Source organism: Mycolicibacterium sichuanense, from assembly GCF_033741125.1.
Lineage (GTDB): Bacteria > Actinomycetota > Actinomycetes > Mycobacteriales > Mycobacteriaceae > Mycobacterium.
In genome coordinates this window covers 481,411-499,783 of sequence record NZ_JAWQPU010000003.1, presented here as the reverse complement: position 1 = coordinate 499,783, position 18,373 = coordinate 481,411, and the positions used below count along the sequence as shown (strand labels likewise).

General features: G+C 68.2%; 17 protein-coding genes. 11 read left to right on the top strand and 6 right to left on the bottom strand.

Annotated features, from left to right (window positions below; all coding sequences use genetic code 11):
• Positions 1–38: 38 nt before the first annotated feature.
• Positions 39–347: a hypothetical protein gene (locus SBI80_RS12800; RefSeq protein WP_318975056.1), complete on the top strand. Its 309-nt coding sequence runs from the start codon at positions 39–41 to the stop codon at positions 345–347.
• Between the two features lie 3 nt (positions 348–350).
• On the opposite strand, the gene SBI80_RS12795 is transcribed toward SBI80_RS12800, so the two are convergent.
• Complete coding sequence (locus SBI80_RS12795) at positions 351–665, bottom strand: hypothetical protein (RefSeq protein ID WP_318975054.1); 315 nt, start codon at positions 663–665, stop codon at positions 351–353.
• Between the two features lie 156 nt (positions 666–821).
• Positions 822–2,201: a cation:dicarboxylate symporter family transporter gene (locus tag SBI80_RS12790; RefSeq protein WP_318975052.1), complete on the bottom strand. Its 1,380-nt coding sequence runs from the start codon at positions 2,199–2,201 to the stop codon at positions 822–824.
• A 140-nt stretch (positions 2,202–2,341) separates the two neighbouring features.
• On the opposite strand from SBI80_RS12790, the gene SBI80_RS12785 reads away from it, so the two are divergent.
• The 3 genes from SBI80_RS12785 to SBI80_RS12775 all read left to right on the top strand — a co-directional run bounded on the left by SBI80_RS12785 (position 2,342) and on the right by SBI80_RS12775 (position 5,958).
• Complete coding sequence (locus SBI80_RS12785; RefSeq protein WP_318975050.1) at positions 2,342–3,562, top strand: cation:proton antiporter domain-containing protein; 1,221 nt, start codon at positions 2,342–2,344, stop codon at positions 3,560–3,562.
• A gap of 147 nt (positions 3,563–3,709) precedes the next feature.
• Positions 3,710–5,266, top strand: coding sequence for a sensor histidine kinase (locus SBI80_RS12780; protein ID WP_318975048.1), 1,557 nt, complete (start codon positions 3,710–3,712; stop codon positions 5,264–5,266).
• On the top strand, positions 5,263–5,958 hold the full coding sequence (locus tag SBI80_RS12775) for a response regulator (protein WP_318975046.1): 696 nt from the start codon (positions 5,263–5,265) through the stop codon (positions 5,956–5,958). The genes SBI80_RS12780 and SBI80_RS12775 overlap by 4 nt, the downstream gene beginning before the upstream one ends.
• A gap of 83 nt (positions 5,959–6,041) precedes the next feature.
• Here the strand turns inward: SBI80_RS12775 and SBI80_RS12770 are convergent, their stop codons facing one another.
• From SBI80_RS12770 to SBI80_RS12755, 4 genes are all read right to left on the bottom strand, one after another.
• Entirely contained in the window at positions 6,042–6,527 is a 486-nt protein-coding gene (locus tag SBI80_RS12770) for a hypothetical protein (protein WP_318975045.1), read from the bottom strand.
• A gap of 884 nt (positions 6,528–7,411) precedes the next feature.
• On the bottom strand, positions 7,412–8,437 hold the full coding sequence (locus SBI80_RS12765) for an MmpL3/TtfA transport complex stabilizer (RefSeq protein ID WP_318975043.1): 1,026 nt from the start codon (positions 8,435–8,437) through the stop codon (positions 7,412–7,414).
• Between the two features lie 464 nt (positions 8,438–8,901).
• Positions 8,902–9,648: a DUF3060 domain-containing protein gene (locus SBI80_RS12760; protein WP_318975041.1), complete on the bottom strand. Its 747-nt coding sequence runs from the start codon at positions 9,646–9,648 to the stop codon at positions 8,902–8,904.
• A 36-nt stretch (positions 9,649–9,684) separates the two neighbouring features.
• Entirely contained in the window at positions 9,685–10,458 is a 774-nt protein-coding gene (locus tag SBI80_RS12755) for an SDR family NAD(P)-dependent oxidoreductase (RefSeq protein ID WP_318975040.1), read from the bottom strand.
• 64 nt (positions 10,459–10,522) lie between these two features.
• Here SBI80_RS12755 and SBI80_RS12750 point away from each other — a divergent pair, with 64 nt between their 5' ends.
• The 7 genes from SBI80_RS12750 (at position 10,523) to SBI80_RS12720 (ending at position 18,369) form a co-directional block, all read left to right on the top strand.
• Positions 10,523–11,296 carry a DUF427 domain-containing protein gene (locus SBI80_RS12750; protein ID WP_318975038.1) on the top strand — a complete coding sequence of 258 codons (774 nt, stop codon included), beginning with the start codon at positions 10,523–10,525 and terminating at the stop codon, positions 11,294–11,296.
• A 132-nt stretch (positions 11,297–11,428) separates the two neighbouring features.
• On the top strand, positions 11,429–11,656 hold the full coding sequence (locus SBI80_RS12745) for a hypothetical protein (protein ID WP_318975036.1): 228 nt from the start codon (positions 11,429–11,431) through the stop codon (positions 11,654–11,656).
• A gap of 88 nt (positions 11,657–11,744) precedes the next feature.
• Positions 11,745–13,553, top strand: coding sequence for a penicillin-binding transpeptidase domain-containing protein (locus tag SBI80_RS12740; RefSeq protein ID WP_318975034.1), 1,809 nt, complete (start codon positions 11,745–11,747; stop codon positions 13,551–13,553).
• A gap of 60 nt (positions 13,554–13,613) precedes the next feature.
• Complete coding sequence (locus SBI80_RS12735; protein WP_318975032.1) at positions 13,614–14,870, top strand: MFS transporter; 1,257 nt, start codon at positions 13,614–13,616, stop codon at positions 14,868–14,870.
• Positions 14,871–14,892: 22 nt separating this feature from the next.
• A complete protein-coding gene (locus tag SBI80_RS12730; RefSeq protein ID WP_318975031.1) occupies positions 14,893–16,215 on the top strand; it encodes a glycosyltransferase in 1,323 nt (440 codons plus the stop codon).
• Positions 16,208–17,407: a glucosamine kinase gene (locus tag SBI80_RS12725; RefSeq protein ID WP_318975029.1), complete on the top strand. Its 1,200-nt coding sequence runs from the start codon at positions 16,208–16,210 to the stop codon at positions 17,405–17,407. The genes SBI80_RS12730 and SBI80_RS12725 overlap by 8 nt, the downstream gene beginning before the upstream one ends.
• Positions 17,404–18,369 (top strand): SIS domain-containing protein, encoded by a 966-nt coding sequence (locus tag SBI80_RS12720; RefSeq protein ID WP_318975027.1) that lies wholly within the window; start codon positions 17,404–17,406, stop codon positions 18,367–18,369. Before SBI80_RS12725 ends, SBI80_RS12720 begins: the two co-directional genes overlap by 4 nt.
• Positions 18,370–18,373 lie beyond the last annotated feature (4 nt).

The following is an 18,373-nucleotide window of genomic DNA, read 5'->3' as shown; positions in this document are numbered from 1 at the left end:
AGTGGATGATTGGCAGCAAGCTGACAGGAAGGCGCCTCATGCGCACGAAGTGGACGGTCGCCGCAGCGGCCATCGGATTCTGCGGAGCCGCCCTGGCGTCGGCAACCGTCGCCTCGGCGGAAACCGCCGAGGAGACCATCAACCGGCTGCAGTCCGAGGGCTACACCGTCACCATCGACAAGCTGGGCACCGCTCCCATCTCCGAATGCCAGGTCACCAGCGTGCGCAACCCGCAGAGCGTCTCGCAGCTGGTGCCCTTCGTCGGCCCAGGCAACAACGGCGATCGCGTCCTGATCCCTCAGGTGACCAGCCAGACCATCTCGGTCTCGCTGGACTGCACGCGCTGACCATCACCGGCTGGAGCAGTCCAGCGACACGGTGATGGAGCGGTTGGTGACCACCTCGATGAAGTCGTTGCGGTTCCCCCGCCCGTTGATCGGCACCACCTGAGTCTGGGTCTGCGGATTGCGCACACTGGTGACGGTGCAAGCCGACAGGGGCGCGCTGCCCACCCGGTCGACGTTGACGGTGAATCCCTCGGCTTGCAGCTGTCCGATCGTGACGATCGCCGAACTCGATTCGGCCGAGGCGACATTCGCGGGGCCGCCGAGCAGGCCGATGGCCAGGGCGGCCGGGGTGATCAGGGTCAGTAGAACTGCACGCATCGTCGGCATCCGTTCTGGTCGGGCACGGCCACCGTGGCCGTCACCCCATAGACGAGACCGACCTTCCGTTGGTTCACAGCTGGCCCAATTCAGAAGCGGCCCAACCCAGAAGGGCCCGGCCGGAGTGATCCGACCGGGCCCTTCCCTCGGCACGCCCTACGCCGACGCAGGGACCTTCGCCTGCACCGGTTCTTCGGCGCGGGAGTCGTGGTCGTCGACCATGGTCAGCTCGTCGAACGGGTCCTTGCCGCTGAGCACCCGGTCCACCTGGTTGCGGTCGACGGTCTTCGTCCAGGAGCCCACCAGCATCGTGGCGACCGCGTTGCCGGAGAAGTTGGTGACGGCGCGGGCCTCCGACATGAACCGGTCGATGCCGACGATCAGGCCGACGCCGTCGAGCAGGTCGGGGCGGTGGCTCTGCAGGCCGCCGGCAAGCGTGGCCAGTCCGGCGCCGCTGACGCCGGCCGCACCCTTGCTGGCGACGATCATGAACACCAGCAGCGAGATCTGCTCACCGAGGGCCAGTGGCTTGCCCATGGCGTCGGCGACGAACAGCGACGCCATCGTCAGGTAGATCGCGGTGCCGTCGAGGTTGAACGAGTAGCCGGTCGGGACCACCACGCCGACGGTCGTCTTCTCGACGCCGAGGTGCTCCATCTTCGCGATCAGCCGGGGCAGCGCCGACTCCGAGGACGAGGTGGCGAAGATCAGCAGGTACTCGCGGGCCAGGTAGCGCACCAGCCGGAAGATCGACACTCCCGCCACGGCGCGCAGGAGCACGCCCAGCACGCCGAAGATGAACACGATGCAGGTCAGGTAGAAGCCCAGCATCAGGGTCAGCAGCTGGGTGACCGCACTCCAGCCGGTCTGGCCGACGACGTTGGCGATTGCGCCGAAGGCGCCGATCGGGGCGAGCCACAGGATCATGGCAAGGACCTTGAACACCAGCTTCTGCACCGCTTCGATGCCCCGCAGGATGCCCTCGCCGGCCGTGCCCATGCTCAATAGTGCGAAGCCGACGAGCAGCGCGATGAACAGCGCCTGCAGCACGTTGCCCTCGGTCAGCGACGACAGCAGCGACGTCGGGATGATGTGCTGGATGAACTCCATCAGGCCGCCGGCCTCGTGCGCGGTCTCGGCGAGCTTGGAACCCTTGTCCGAGGTCGCCTGCAAGTTCAGGCCGGTGCCGGGGCTCAGCAGGTTGCCGACCACCAGACCGATGGCCAGCGCGACGGTCGACATCGCCAGGAAGTAGACGAACGCCAGGCCACCGACCTTCCCGACGGTGGCCGCCGCCTTCACCTTGCCGATGCCGAGCACGATGGTGCAGAAGATGACCGGCACGATCATCATCTTGATCAGGCTGACGAACATGGTGCCGAGCACGCCGACGCTCTTGCCAACGTTGGGAGCCAGGATGCCGACCGCGACGCCGGCGAACACGGCGACGATGACGGCGATGTACAGCCAGTGGGTGCGATCCCGCTTCTTGGGTGGCGAGTTCGGTGGTGAGGACGAGTCCAGCTGGTTGGTCATGGTGCCTGCTCCTTGTGTTCCTACGGTCGGCTAGGAAGTTGTCTGCATGAAGAGTGGGCCTTCGAGTGACGCGCGTCACGCTTTTGTTCATTTAGTTCTGCACCGTGCCGCAGCAACCAGCGCCGGGGGATAATCGCCCGGTGCTGTGGTCGGTCGTCGGATTAGCCGCGGTACTGGTCGTGTGGTCGCTGTCGTCGAGCCTGCTGCGGCGGTGGCGGGTCACCCCGGTGATGGTGCTGGTGGTGGCAGGCGCCTTGGTCGGGGCCACGACTCACGACGCGCTCGCGGCCAAGCTGGACACCGACGTCATCTCGCCGATCATCGAGATGATCCTCGCCGTCGTCCTGTTCGAGCACGCCACCAACATCAAGCGGGGCGTCTTCGGAGGACAGGCCCGGCTCGCCCTTCGGCTGCTGTTGATCGCGGTGCCCGTCGGCCTGGCACTGACGATCGCGAGCGGGCTGGTCTTCCTGCCCCATCTCGGCTGGGCGACGCTGCTGGTGATGGCGTGCGTCCTGGTGCCCATCGACTACGCGCCGGTGGTGTCGTTCCTGCACGACGAGCGCATCCCGCTCCGAATGCGCCAGGTGTTCAACGTCGAGGAGGGATACGCCGACGGCGTGATCTCCCCCGTGTTCGTCTTCGCGCTGGCGATCGCGGTAGAGGGGCACTCCACGTCCAGCAGCATCGGCCACGCGCTGGCCGAGGGCCTGCCCCACCTGCTGGTGGCGATCGCGCTGGGGGTGGGCATCGGCGCCGGCGTGGCGAAGGTGGCCAACCTGGCGGACGCGCGTGGCTTGATGACCGTGCAGGCGCGGCGCATCGTGATGATCGCCGCTCCCGTGCTGACCTACACCCTCAACGTCGGCGTGCACGGCAACGGCTTCGTCGCGGCCTTCATCTGCGGCATCGCCTACAACGCGGTGCGCGTCTACCAGGACGCCAGCCGCGAGCAGGGACTGATCGACGACCTCACGTTCCTTCTCACCGCGATCGTTTGGTTCGTCTTCGGTGCCGTGGCCTGGTACGTGCTCGAGGACGGCGTCCCGCTGCGCGTGGTGTTCTACAGCCTCGTCGTGCTCGTCGTGGTCCGCGGTGTCTCCGTGACGGTCTCGATGGTGCGCAGCGGCCTCAGTAGATCCGAGCGCATGTTGCTCGTGGCGCTGGGTCCGCGCGGCACCGCCAACATCGTGCTCGCACTGCTGGCCTACGACGTGCTGGCCGACGATCCGGCCGAACGCCTGCTGGAGGCCACCGTCCTGGTGGTGCTGGGCAGTGTGGTGTTGCACGGTCTGCTCGGTGAGTACCTGATCAACCGCAACGCCTGTGCCGACGCCGAGACGCGCGCGACCGTGTCGTGAAATTCGTTGGCGGTCAAGACCTTTACGTGACCGCACCCCGTCGAAACCCGCCAGCTGCACGGCGGGATGCGGTAAAGTCCCTGGTCGGGCAGTTGCGAGCCCTCGAGAATCCCCTGCGACGACGCAGACGATCGGGCCGGAGGTGCGATGCGCAGGTGGTGGCCGCGCTCGTTGGCCGGGCAGGCGATCGCGCTACAGATCGCCGTGATCGCGGTGGTGGTCGTAGTCGGCAGCGCCCTGGCCCTGCTCGATGCCCGTCGCGACGGCGATTCCGCGGCACGCCAGCAGGTGGTGAGCATCGCGACGGCGCTTGCCGATTCGCCGTCCACGGCACAGGCCATCGAATCGGGTGACGCGACCAGCGTGCTGCAACCGGTGACCGAGGCCGTGCGGACCAACACCAACATTGCCTTCATCACGATCATGTCGCCGGACGGAACCCGGTTCACCCACACCGATCCCAGCCAGATCGGCGGACACTATCTCGGCACCATCGCACCCGCGCTGCGCGGCGAGACGTTCACCGAGGTCTACACCGGCACCCTCGGGTCGTCGATCCGGGCGGTCGTTCCGGTCCACGACGACTCCGGTCGGGTGATCGGTCTGGTCTCGGCGGGCATCACGCAGCAGACGCTGGCCCAGCGATGGCGTGACCAGTGGCCGATGATCGCGGGTGTCGGCCTTGGGGCCCTTGCCCTTTCGCTCGTCGGAGTGTGGGCCATCCGCCGGCGGCTACTGCGTCAGACCCACGGATTGCGCCCGGACGAACTGCGGGTGATGTACGAGCATCACGACGCGATCCTGCATTCGGTCTCGGAGGGGCTGGTCGTGCTGGATCGTGATCGGGTGGTCCTGGTCAACGACGAGGCACGCCGGCTGCTCGGCCTTCCGACGGGCCGGGTGTCGCAAGACGACCTGCCGGAATTCTTGCGCGCCTACGCCCCAGGCGCCCGCGACGAGGTGCACGTCACCGACGACCGGGTGCTGGTGGTCAACCGCTCCCGCGTCGCCGACTCGGCACACTCGGAGGTGGTGACGGTGCGTGATCGCACCGAATTGCAGGGCGCCCTCGGCGAACTCAGCTCGCTGCAGATACTGACAGACTCGTTGCGCGCCCAGGCCCACGAGGCGGCCAACAAGCTGCACACGGTGATCACGATGGTGGAGATGGGCAGGCCGGAGGAGGCCGTCAGGTTCGCGACCGACGAGCTGGCCCTGTCGCAGCGGCTGGTGGACCGGCTGTCCGCGGACGTCGGCGAGCCCGCCCTGGTCGCACTGCTACTCGGCAAGACCGCGCAGGCCGACGAGCGCGGCATCTCCCTCACGGTCACCGAGGACACCCATCTGCCGTCGGACACCGACGACGTGCCCCTGTCGGCGCAGGAGATGATCACGGTGCTGGGCAATCTGATCGACAACGCAATGGACGCATGCGACCGGGCGGACCCGTGGGTCGAGGTGACGGTGGCACTCCGGAACGACGAGTTGCTCCTGCGCGTGGCCGACAGCGGCACCGGCATGGACGGCGGAACCTTCGAGCGGGCCGTGCAGCGCGGCTACTCGACCAAGAACACCGAGCCCGGGCAGCATGGCCTCGGTTTGGCGCTCGTCGCCCAGGTGGTCCGTCGCCACGAGGGGACCCTGACCACCGACGTGACCTACGGTTCGGTGGTGACGGTGCTGGTGCCGGGGCGCGCTTCGTGATCTCGGTGCTGATCGTCGAGGACGATCCCCTCATCGCTGCGGCGCATCGCACCTATCTGGATCGGCTCGACGGCTTCTCGACGGTCGCAGTGGTGCATACCGCCCGCGAGGCCATGCAGACCGCGGCGGAGGCATCTGCCACGGAGTCACCGATCGACCTGGTCCTGCTCGATCTCGGTCTGCCGGACGCCAGCGGCATCAGCCTGGCGTCTGCCTTGGCCGGGCTGCGGCCGGCCCCCGACATCATCGCGATCACCTCGGAGCGAGATCTGGAGATGGTGCGTGCCGCCGTGGCCCACGGCGCACTGGCGTACTTGTTGAAACCGTTCGCGTTCGCGGCCTTCCGCGAACGACTCGAGCGCTACCGACGCTACCGCTCGGCGCTGCCCGCCGGCGTCGACGCGGCGAGCCAGGAGGAGGTCGACCGAGCCCTTGCCGAATTGCGAGTCGCCACCGATCGATCGGCGACCCCGAAGGGCGCCGCCCCCCAGACGAACGACGAGATCTCGCGGGCCGTTCGCGACGCCGTCGACGGGGTGACCGCCGATGCGGTGGCGAAGCGGGTCGGCGTTTCCCGGGTGACCGCGTGGCGCTACCTGGAACGGCTGGCCGACGAGGGCACCGTGACCCGGCATACCGACTACGGCGGGGCTGGCCGGCCCAAGACGCGCTACCAGTGGCGCCGACCCTAGCCGGCTCACGACGGCTTGGACGACGAAACGGCGGCTGAGCGAACGAGTCGCACAGCCGCCGTTTTCGTCCTGCGTGGTGGGTATTAGCCCCGGTTGAACAGGTTTCCGATGCCGTTGAGCAATCCGTTGCCTGCGCCACCGAGCTGGGTCAGCGCGTTGGTGCCGGCGGTGCCGACCTGGGTCTGACCGTTGGAGACGGCCGTGCCCGTCTGCGAGATCGCGTTGGTGCCCGCGGTGCCGACCTGGGTCTGACCGTTGGAGACGGCCGTGCCCGTCTGCGAGAGCGCGTTGGTGCCCGCCGTGCCGACCTGGGTCTGCGCGTTGGACAGTGCGGTGCCGATCTGGGTCAGGAAGTTCGTGCCTGCGTCACCGACGGTCGAGGTCGGCGATGCGGCCGCCGCCGAGACGGTGGCCTTGTTGGCGGTGTTCCTGACGACGTTCTGCTGGTTGTCCGCGGCTGCGGTACCCGCGCCGGCCAGAGCCAGTCCCGCTGCGATTGCTGCGGCGCCTCCGGTCAGTGCGACGGCGCCCGCGAACCGGTTGGCTACACCCTTACGTTGTACGTTCATGAGCTTGCTCCCTTTCAGCAACGTTTTCGACGACCTCCTAGAAGTTACCAGAACTCGCCGTGTTCAAACACACACCATGAGATTTTCTTTGCATTGCTTCGCCGATTCGGACGGTTCGCCTATTTGCCAATTAACAGTTCCGTCAATCCAGCATTCGATCTTGAAATGGACGTGACCGCGCTTTCGAACGGTCGAGGAATTCGAAAGGCCGCCTTACCTCGGCATTCACCGATCAACAGGCACTATCTCCATGTTCGCTATCAGCAACGATGCTTCGCACGGCCTCGAATGACCGCTCCGTGGCTCGATCATCGACTCGGATCGATCAGTGCAAGAAGTCGCAACGAGCCCTTCGCTCGCCCGGCGCAATGATGCCGAATCGACATCAACCATTTGCTAACAGTTAAGCGCCGAATGCCGCCATTAGCGCCAGCCAACCCCGCGATGACTACTGATCTTGAGTTGCCGGTTGACAAATACAGCTAATTAGATCTCGCGCCGGCGGAGGAGTCTTCGGAGCGACTTCGGAGCGTGCCCATTCGTCCGGCGCGGCGTCGCGGGGCGCCTCGGCGCGAGCTCGCCGGACCGAATCGGGGCATTGCCAGCAGCGCCCCTGCCGAGCGCAGGGAGCCGATCACCCGCCCGACCGACCGAGGGCACGGAGCATCCGACATGCGGTCCCGGGGGGTTCAGAGGCCCGCACGCGGGCAGGGCGCGGCCACCGGGGCACCTCGGACGCGGAAATGGCGTCTACGGCGCGAGGCACCGGGGGAGGCGTGCAGACCTAGAGAAGGCACGACGCCGTCAGCGTGCGACGACGCACACGCTGACGGCGAAACGGTGTGAGAGGAGAGCCCTGGCGACCGCGAGGGCGCCGGCGGGCGTCAGACGCCGGCGGGCGCCAGCTCGCGGCGGGCGGGCACCACCAGGGCCGGGGCCGCGACGAACGGCGAGTAGAGCATCGGCGTGCTGGACGCGACGGCGTAGGTGGTGACCCCGCCGTCGTAGTCGGTCACGTAGAGACGGTCACCGCGCAGGGCGATCGCGGACGGACGCGCACCGACCGACACCTCGGCGGTGACGGCGCGGGCCTCGGTGTCGACGACGGCCACGTGGTCGTAGTCGACGACGTAGGCGCGGGCACCATCCTCGCTGAGGGCCAGCTGGGTGGGTGACGTGGCGACGTTCACCCTGCCGGAGATCCGGTTCTCGACCAGGTCGACGACGTAGAGGACCCCACCTTCGGCGAGGTCGGAGGTCAGCACGTACGCCGTGCTGTCCATGCCGAGCTCCAGGCCGCGAATCGGAGCACCGATCTCGAGTGTCCGGCGGACGCGCGACGACTGCACGTCCACGGTCAGCAGGCGGCTGCTGCGGGCGTCGGACACGGCGACGTACAGCCGCCGCCCGGTGGCGTCCAGACGCAGGGCGTCGATGGTGGCGTCCTCACCCTTGGCGACGTAGATGGTGCCGACCCGCTCCTCGGTGACGTCGATGACGGCGACGTCGACGCCGTTCCCGCCGGCCCGGCCGGCGTAGACGCGCTTGCCGTCGAGGCTGGTGGTGACCGCGGTGACGTCGAACGCCAGCGGGTATTCCTTGACGACGTCACCGTTGACGGTGTCGATGACGGCGATCGCGTCGTAACCCGCCGACGACACCGCGACGATCGCCCGGTTCTTCGCGGCGACGACCGAGGTGGGCTGCCCGGCGAAGACACCGCCGTGGACGGCCAGCGTCTCGGCGTCCAGAACGGCGATGGAGTCGTCCCCGAAGTTGGCGATCACGATGGTGTCGCCGTCGACGGCGATGTCGGCGATCGGCCCGCGGCCAACCATGGTCGACTTCAGCAGCGCGACGTCTTCGTTCTCGACGGTGACGCTTGTCGTGCGCGCACGAGCGTTAGCCATGTTCTTGGCACCTCCGCCGGCATAGCTGCGCCGGCAATAGATTTCATCTGGTCGACGCCCCGCTGGGGCGTGGTCGACATCGAGTGTAGCGACGCAGGCGGACGTTCCAGAGTGCCGTGATCGGGCCACCGACCGGGTGATCACGTTCCTCTCAGTACACACTTAGGAAACTTTCCGTTATCGCATCGTTACCTTTGATCCGCACCGAATTTCGGCTGCTCTGCCTGCGTCTTCGCGGCCGCGCCGGGTTCTTACCGGCGACCCTGAGCAGTAGCTCAGATAACGAATTCTTAACCTTGGTCGCGAAAGTGAGCGCTAGATCACAAGGCGACACGACCGGCGATTCAGTGACTTCGGCGGCGCGATGGACGGATGTGACTGTCGAGGCCACTGAGGCGAGCAGCGGCGGTCACCAGCGCCACCGAACGCGTTGCGCCGGAGCTCATTCGAGGCGCCGACCGGCCTCAGCCCTGCTCGACGACGTTGTTGCCACCCGAGTTCTGGATCTGGGGATCACCCGTGTGGTACGTGATGCGATTGTCGAAGCCCGACACCCCGATGGTCGCGGTGGCGTCGACGGTGACGACGTTCTGGACGCCGGACACCGTGACGCTGTGGCACTGCCCGGTCAGGACGACGGTGTTGCTGACACCGCTGACGTTCACCGCGTTGTCGTCGCAGGCGATCGTCCGGTTCCCGTCCACTCCGGCGACGCTGACCTCGACGCCGGACGGTTCGGTCTGCGGCGACGGTCCGGGGCTCGGCGCCGCGGCGTGGTTCTGGCCGTTCTCAGTGGTGGGGACGCCGAACGGCCCCCCACCGCCGGATGCGGACGGGGTGTCCTGGAACGCACCGACGGTCGGCGAGACGCCGGAGAACACGTGCGCCACCACGAGCACGACCCCGGCGACGATGGCGACGAGCACGGCGGCGAGCAGGCCGTAGCCGACCCAGGAGCGCCCCGCCCCAGCGGTGGGCGGCATCCCCATCGGCGGGTAGGGCGACGGATACGGCGTTTGGGCCGGTGCGTACGGCGGCTTGGTGATCGGGGCGGTGTAGGGCGACGCGGCGGTGTAGGACTGCGGCATGCCGGATCCGCCGTATGGGGCAGGCCCCAGTTCGGCCGTGCTCTGGGTCAGCTCGGCGGACTGTTCACTCAGCGACCGTTCCAGGTCGCGGATGCGGGCCTCCGGATCGTCATCGGAGCTCATGCGCCGATGCTCGCACAACGCGTCCGCCGGCACGGCCTACTTGATCAGTCGCTGCGACACTTCGAGCATCACCCGCCGGGGAGTGAACTGGTAACCGGTGGCCAGCAGGGCGTTCTTCAGTCCCGAGACCACGGTCGGCGTCGACTTGTCGAGTGCCGCCATGGCGGTATCGACCACCTGCTCGGAGGTCTGCCTGCCGTTGGTCAGGAATTCCTCGCCGGTGCGTGCGAAGAACTCGGTCTCGGTGGCACCGGGGCACAGCGCGAGCACGCGCACGCCGCTGCCCTTGGTCTCCTGCCACAGCGCCTCGGTGAACGACAGCACGAACGCCTTGGTCGCGCCGTACACCGCCATCCCGGGCGTGGGCTGAAACGACGCGGTGGATGCCACGTTGAGGATCAGTCCCCGGCGGGCGCTCAACATCGACGGCAGGTAGAGCCCGGTCAATTCGACCAGCGTGACGCAGTTCAGCTGGATCTGCGCGGCGTTGCGTTCGACCTCCTGCGCGGCGAAGTCACCGTGCAGACCCACCCCGGCATTGTTGATCAGCACGTCGATCCGACGCCCGAGTTCGGTGACCTCCGACGCCAGCTTGGCGGCCGAACCGGGCACGGCCAGATCAGCGGTGACGACGTCGATCGAGAGATCCGGATGTCGTTGCAGCAGAGTATCTCTCAGCTCGGCGAGCTTCTCGGCCCGGCGCGCGACCAGCACCAGATGAACGCCGCGGCTGGCCAGCTGGATGGCGAACTCCTCGCCGATCCCACCGCTGGACCCGGTGATCAACGCCGTTTGGTTGCTGAGGTCCATGGGGTCCACCTGTCGTTCGGATTGGGGTGTACGGCGATCGTCACGACGATCCTATGGTGGAGACATGACCTCGGAAAGCGTTCCGGACTACCCGCAACCTGCTGCCCAGCGCGGACGGGTGGAGCCCGCGCCGCGGCGTGTTCGCGGCTTCACCAAGGATCGCCAGATCTTCGACACCACCGCAGCCCGTTACGTCTGGGAGGTGCCGTACTACCCCCAGTACTACGTACCGCTGGGCGATGTGAACACCGACCTCTTGATCGACGAAGACCATTCGCAGAAGGTCCAATTCGGACCGTCCAGGCTGTACTCCATCGTCGGCCGCTCCGACGAGAAGCCGCCCGTGCGGGTGTTCGACGCCGACGGTGGGGGGCCAGTCGCGGGTCTGGCGCGATTCGAATTCGCCAGCATCGACTGGTTCGAGGAGGAGGAGCGCATCGTCGGGCATCCCCGCAACCCGTACAGCCGCGTCGACGCACTGCGATCGCACCGCCACGTCAGCGTGGAGCTCGACGGCGTCGTGCTCGCCGATTCGCGCGATCCCGTACTGCTGTTCGAAACCGGCTTGCCGACGAGGTACTACCTCGATCGCAGCGACGTCCGGTTCGAGCACCTGCTGGCGACCGACACCCAGACCCTGTGTCCCTACAAGGGCACCACGACCGGCTACTGGTCGGTGAAGGTGGGCGACACGATCCACTCGGACCTGGCGTGGAGTTACGACTACCCACTGCCTGCGGTAGCACCCATCGCAGGTTTGATCGCCTTCTACGGCGAGAAGCTCGACATCGTGGTCGACGGCGTCCGGCTGCCGCGCCCCACGACGCTCTTCAGCTGACCACGCTCATCGGAACTGCGCGATCGCCCACCCGGACATGCGCACATTAGAGAACGGTGAGAGGATTCGGGCGTGGTCGAAGACGCGGGGAGCGCACAGGCGCAGGCATTGCTGAGTGAACTGTATGGACACGTGGCAGATCTCTCCCGCAAGCTGGAAGCCGCCGAGGAGCGCAATCGGCGCGCTCGCGCCCGTGGAAACTCCCGCCGGGAGCCGCTGGCCGGCACCTTGCGGCGGGAATTGCACGAGGCCCGGCGCTTGATCGACGGCCTGCACCACCGCTACCCGCAGACGCAAACCGCTTCTCCGCACCTGGGCAGCGGCCACCACCGCAGGTCGACCGGGCTCCCGCCGGCCTAGCGTCGCCGCGAGTCTCGTTGATGGCCAACGCTGGTCGACGGCGAGGTTGAGCCACCGGCGCGATCCGCTTGGTTATGGTCGAGGCGCCATGACGAGACGTAGCCTGCTGTCGATCCTGTTCGTGCCCATGTTGCTCTGCGGACTGCTGATCGGCCCGACGGGTTGTTCGCTGTTCGCGGGCCCGAGCGCGCAGGACGCATTTCATGCGTTCGCCGACGCCATCGCGCGCAAGGACGGTGGCGCGGCCGCCGGGGACACCGACGATCCGAACGCGGCGAATCCCGCGATCACGTCGATGTTCGCTGGAATGGGCAAGGACGCCACGGTCAAGGTCGACGTCAGCCAGCCGGGAGACGACGAGAAGACCGCGAAGCTGACGTATTCGTGGACCTTCGGCCCCAACAAGACCCTGACCTACGACGCGACGGCGACCGCGACGCAGACCGGTGACGATTGGCACGTCCACTGGGCCTCCACGGTGCTGCACCCCAAGCTGCAGCCGGGCATGACCTTCCAGTACAGCGACGACAAGAACTTCCTCACCCCCGTGACCGACCGGGACGGACAACCGCTATTGACCTGGCAGACCATCGGCGTCGTCAACCTGACCAGGGACCACCCGGAGTCGGCGGCGCCGCTGGCGGCACTGCTGCACCCCTTCGACGACTCCATCACCGCGGACTCGATCACCGGCCAGTTCAACGGGACGCAAGACGCCACCGTCACCGTGATCAAGCTGCGCGAGGGCGACCTCGCCGGCGTGCGTGACCAGCTTGCTCAGCTGCCCGGTGTGTCGGTCGTCGAGCAGGGGGCCCTGCTCACCGCCAACCGCGACATCTCCTCGCCCGCCATCGGTGGCCTGCAGACGTTGTGGCAGAAGGCAATCGACGATGCCGCCGGGTGGTCGGTCACGCTGGTGGCCACCGAGGGCAAGGACCAGGGACAGCCCACCGAGCAGCTCGCCTCGACCCCGCCCGGTGACACGCCACCGATCCGCACGACACTCGACAACCGGCTGCAGCTTCTGGCCCAGCAGGCCGTCGCCGCCGAGGCCAGGCCCGCGGTGCTGGTCGCCATCTCCCCCGCGACGGGCGGCATCCTGGCGGCAGCGCAGAACGCCGCGGCCAATGCCCAGGGCCCCATCGCGTTCTCGGGTGCCTACCCGCCGGGATCGACGTTCAAGACCATCACCACCGCCGCAGCGCTGAAGGCCGGCCTGGCTACCCCCGATACGCCCGAGCCCTGCCCCGGCACCGTCACCATCGAGAATCGGACCATTCCCAACGAGGACGAATTCGACCTGGGCACCGTGCCCCTCTCGACGGCGTTCTCACACTCCTGCAACACGACCATGGCCGCCTTGTCGGACCGTTTGCCGCCCGATGCCCTGCCGAACATGGCCCGGCTCTTCGGCATTGGCGTGGACTACGTCATCCCCGGGCTGGTCACCATCACCGGCCGCGTGCCCAACGCCGACACCCCGGCACAGAAGGTCGAGAACGGGATCGGGCAGGGCACGGTGACGGTCAGCCCCTTCGGCCTGGCCGTTGCCGAGGCCAGCCTCGGCCACGGTTCGACCATCACCCCGACCCTGGTGGTCGGTCAGACCACGATGGCAGACACCCCGTCCAGCCCCATTCCGCCCACGATCACCGATGACCTGCGAGCGATGATGCTGCAGACGGTGTCCGACGGAACCGCCACCGAGCTGCGCGACGTGCCGGGGCTCGGCGGCAAGACCGGGACGGCCGAGTTCGGCGACAACACCCACTCGCACGGCTGGTTCGCCGGCATCACCGGTGACATCGCCTTCGCGACGCTGGTGGTCGGTGGGGACTCCTCGGCCCCCGCGGTGAAGGTCTCCGGTGACTTCCTACGCCGGGCCGTTGCCGGCTGACCGCCGAGATCCACAGGAGACTGCCAGGTAGGCCGGCGGCGCCACGGGGAAGCCGACACCGTGGCGCATCCCAGGTTGACGGCCGACCAACGGAACTCGTTCCTCGCCGCCCAGCTCGGCTGGACGATGGACGCGTTCGACTACTTCATCGTGGTGTTGGTCTACGCCAACATCGCCAAGACGTTCCACGTCTCGACCACCGAGGTCGCCTTCCTCACCACGGCCACCCTGTTCATGCGACCGGTGGGCGCGCTGCTGTTCGGGTTGTGGGCCGATCGGGTCGGGCGCCGCATCCCGCTGATCGCCGACGTGCTGTTCTATTCGACCGTCGGCTTCCTCTGCGCCTTCGCCCCCAACTTCACGGTGCTCATCGTGCTGCGCCTGCTGTACGGCATTGGCATGGGCGGCGAGTGGGGCCTCGGCGCGGCGCTGGCCATGGAGAAGATTCCCGTCGAGCGGCGCGGGTTCTTCTCCGGGCTGCTTCAGGCGGGGTACTCCTTCGGCTACCTGCTGGCGACGGTGGCCTCATTACTCGTCATCGACTGGCTCGACCTGTCCTGGCGGTGGCTGTTCGGGCTGTCCATCGTGCCGGCCCTGATCAGTCTGATCATCCGGTCCCGGGTCGAGGAATCCGAGGTATGGCAGGCCGCTCAGGACCGAATGCGAGTGACCCGCACCAGGATTCGCAACATCGTCGCCAACGGTGCCGTCATCCGCCGGTTCGTGTACCTGGTGGTGCTGATGACGGCTTTCAACTGGATGAGCCACGGCACCCAGGATGTCTACCCCACGTTCCTGCACGCAAGCGAGAACGGCGGCGCCGGACTGTCCAGCGAGACGGCCAAAGCGATCGCGGTGGTGTACAACGTGGGCGCCATCATCGGCGGCTTGGTGTTCGGCGGCTTGTCCGGTCGCTTCGGCCGCCGCTACACGATCGTCTTCTGCGCGGTACTCGGCCTGCCGATCGTGCCGCTGTTCGCCCTGTCGCACACCGCGGCCCTGCTCTGCCTCGGTGCGTTCCTGATGCAGGTCGCCGTGCAGGGCGCGTGGGGCGTGATCCCGGCCCACCTGACCGAGATGTCGCCCGACGCGATCCGCGGCTTCTACCCCGGTGTCACCTATCAGCTCGGAAACCTGTTGGCGGCGTTCAACCTTCCGATCCAGGAGCATCTGGCCGCGACGCACTCCTATTCGTTCGCACTGGTCGCCACCATCGTCCCGGTGCTGCTCGCGGTGGCGGTTCTGACCCTGTTCGGCAAGGACGCAACCGGCCTGCGGTTCGGCACCGAGGAGACGGCCTACTCCGCGGTGCGCTGACGCTCGGCAGTATCGTCCCTCTATGCCAAGCGCTCCGACACCACTGACGATCATGTTCTGGCCGGAATCGGCGTACGGTCCGACGAACCAGTGCATCGGCCTGGCCGCCATCCTGCGCGACCGCGGGCACCGGATCGTCTTCGCCGCGGAGAGTTCCTGGGCGGGCAAGCTCGGTCCGCTGGGCTTCGTGGAGGAACTCGTGGACCTGGCCGAGCCGGCGGCCGACGCGGCCGAGGAGGACGCCGGCAAGTTCTGGACCGACTTCATCGCCGAGACCGCACCGGAGTTTCGCAAACCGACGATCCAGCAGCTGGCGTCGTTCGTCCAGCCCACGTATCAGGCGCTCATCGACGGGGCCAAGTACTGCGAGCCGCGACTGCGCGAAATCGTCGCCACCCACCGCCCGGACGTCATCGTCGAGGACAACGTCGTACTGTTCCCGGCGCTGGTCACCTCGGGGGCACCGTTCGTGCGCATCGTGTCGTGCAGTCCGCTCGAGGTGCCGGGGCCCGGTGTGCCGCCGCCGTTCTCCGGGCTGCCGAGTGCCGACTCGTCGCAGTGGGATGCCTACCGCGCCGAGTTCGACCGCACCCACCGAGCCATGTGGGCCGACTTCGATGCGTGGGTCAGGGCCCAGGGTGCCGATCCCCTCCCCGACCTGGAGTTCATGCCGCGGGCGAACGCGGCCAACCTGTATGTCTACCCCGCAGAAGCCGACTACCTGCAGGCCCGACCGCTCGACGAGAGCTGGACCCGGATGGACTCGAGCGTCCGCGAGACCGACGACGACTACGTGGTGCCTGCCGAGGTCGCCGACCGTCCCGCGGACAGCGCGCTGATCTACCTCTCGCTCGGCTCGCTTGGTGGCGCCGACGTGGAGCTGATGCGGCGCCTCGTCGACGTGCTCGGTGCGACCCGGCACCGCTTCATCGTCAGCAAGGGTCCGCAGGCCGACCAGATCACGTTGCCGGACAACATGGTCGGGGCGCAGATGCTGCCGCAGACCAAGGTGATCCCGCAGGTCGACCTGGTGATCTCGCATGGCGGCAACAACACCACCACCGAGGCACTGCACTTCGGCAAACCGCTCGTCGTACTGCCCCTGTTCTGGGACCAGTACGAAAACGCCCAGCGCATCGACGAACTCGGGTTCGGCGTGCGGCTCGACACCTACTCCTTCGCCGACGCCGAACTGACCGGTGCGGTGGACCGGCTGCTCGCCGACACCGGACTACGGGACCGGCTGGACCGGATGGGCGCGGCGATCCGGGACCGCGACGGGCTGCGAGTCGGTGCCGACGTCATCGAGCGCGTCGGTCAGCAGCACCGGGGCTCGGTTGATTGAAACGCGCGACGCCCTCGACTTGACCGACGGCACGCGCCTGGCGATCGTGGTCCAGGGTGACGGCCTGGCCGCCATCCCCGAGGTCCGCGACGGCACGGGAGTCTGGCGCCGCGCCAGCTCCGGTGACGGGGTCTCCGAGGCCGTGCTGGACGTGCTGTCCCGGGGCTCGGCGACCCGCGGTGACTTCACGGTGCGGTCCTGGACGTCTCGAATCGCCAAGGGCGAGCGACCCGTTGGCGTCGACCAAACCAACGAGTCGGTCATCGTCGGGGACGCGGCCGTCGTCAAGTGGGCGACGCATCTGCAGGAGGGTCCGCATCCGGCCCCGCGCCGGATCGCCGTGCTGCGTGAGGCCGGTTTCGCGGGCATGCCGATGCCGTGGGGGCTGCTCACCTGGACGCCGCAGGGCGGTGCCGAGACGCTCGTGGTCAGCGTCGACGACTATCTGCCCGCCGCGGTCGACGGCTGGACCTGGGCGGTGGACCTGATCACCGGGGCGGCCCGCGATCGCGACCCCGCCGCGCTGGTCGCCGCCACGACACGGGTCGGCACCGTCGTCGCCGAACTGCACGCGGCCCTATCGGGCACCCGGACCGCCGCGTCGTCGGGGGACGCCAAGCGCTGGCGCGACGACGCCCTCGCCTCGCTCGAGGTGGTCGGCACCCTTGGCGACTTCGAGAGCGTCCGCGTCGCCGCGGCCCGCCGCGCCGAGATCGCCACCGCGCTGGACGGTCTCGGCGCATACGCCGGCACACCCGTCATCGAGGGCCACGGCGATCTGCACGTCGGGCAGGTGCTGCGCTCGGGTGACCGGTTCGTCGTCACCGACTTCGACGGCAACCCGGTGCTGACGGCGGCCCAGCGGATGCTGCCGATCCCGGCGGCCATGGACGTCGCGGGCATGGCTCAGTCGCTCGCCCACGCCGCGGTCGTCGCCGCGAAGTACACCGCGCTCGACGGCTCCGCACTGGCCGCCGTCGACGGCGCGGCTCGGGCCGCGTTCCTCGAGGCCTACTCACACCGGCTCACCGCGCTCGGTCACGCCGATCTCTACGAACCCGCTCTGGTGCAGGCATTCCGCATCCAGCAGGTGCTCCGCGAGATCGTCTACGCTGCACGGCATCTGCCGCGGTGGATGTACGTGCCCGACGCGGCGCTGCCCGCCGTCCTCGACGAAGGAGTGCCCACGTGAAACCCGACGGCTTCGCCGCCGACCTGCATCGCAAGCCCGAGGTTCTCGGCCGGCTCGCCGCGAGCCTCGCCGAGGCCAACCCGTGGGCCGGGGTGCTGCCGGCCGACGTCGATCGGGTGGTGCTGCTGGGCATGGGCTCCTCCGCCTACGCGGGTGGGGTCGTGGCGGCCAGGATGCGCGCGCGAGGTCTGGTTGCGACCTCGGAGCTGGCGTCGTCGCCCCTGCTGCCCGACTGGGGTGCGGGCACGGTCGTGGTCGCGACCTCGGCGAGCGGTGGTTCGGTCGAGACCCTCGATGCGCTGTCCCGGTTGCCCGCCGACCTACGCGTCGTCGCACTGACCAATACGCCCGGTTCGGCGGTCACCGCGCGCAGCGGGGCTGTCGTCGAGCTGGCAGCCGAACCCGAGGTCGGCGGCGTCGCCTGCCGCAGCTATCAGCACACGCTGGCGTTGCTGCTGGCGCTGGAATGTCACCTGACCGGGCGGGGCACGGCGGCCCTGGCCGACGCGGTCGCCGCCGCGGGGGCCGCGTCGGCCTACCTGATCGCAACCGAGAGTGATTGGCGGCCAGAGCTTTCCGAGCTTCTACTGGGACCGTCGGGGACCCATCTGGCCGCTCCGGCGCACCGGTTCTGTTCGGCCCAGCAGGGGGCGCTCATGTTGCGCGAGGGCCCCCGACTGCCCGCGGTCGGCTGTGAGACCGGCGACTGGAGCCACGTGGACGTGTACCTGACCAAGACCACCGACTACCGGCTGCTGGTCTTCGCGGGCTCGGCGTGGGAGGACCAACTGGCCGAGTGGACCACCGCGCGGGGCAGCACCGTCGTCGGCGTCGGCGGTGAGGTGCCCGGGGCGCGGCAGGTGCTGCGCTACCCGGGCGACACCGACGACGACGTCCGGTTGCTCACCGAGGTGCTGGTACCCGAGTTGCTGGCCGCCGCGGCGTGGGACGGCACCGGGTAGCAGC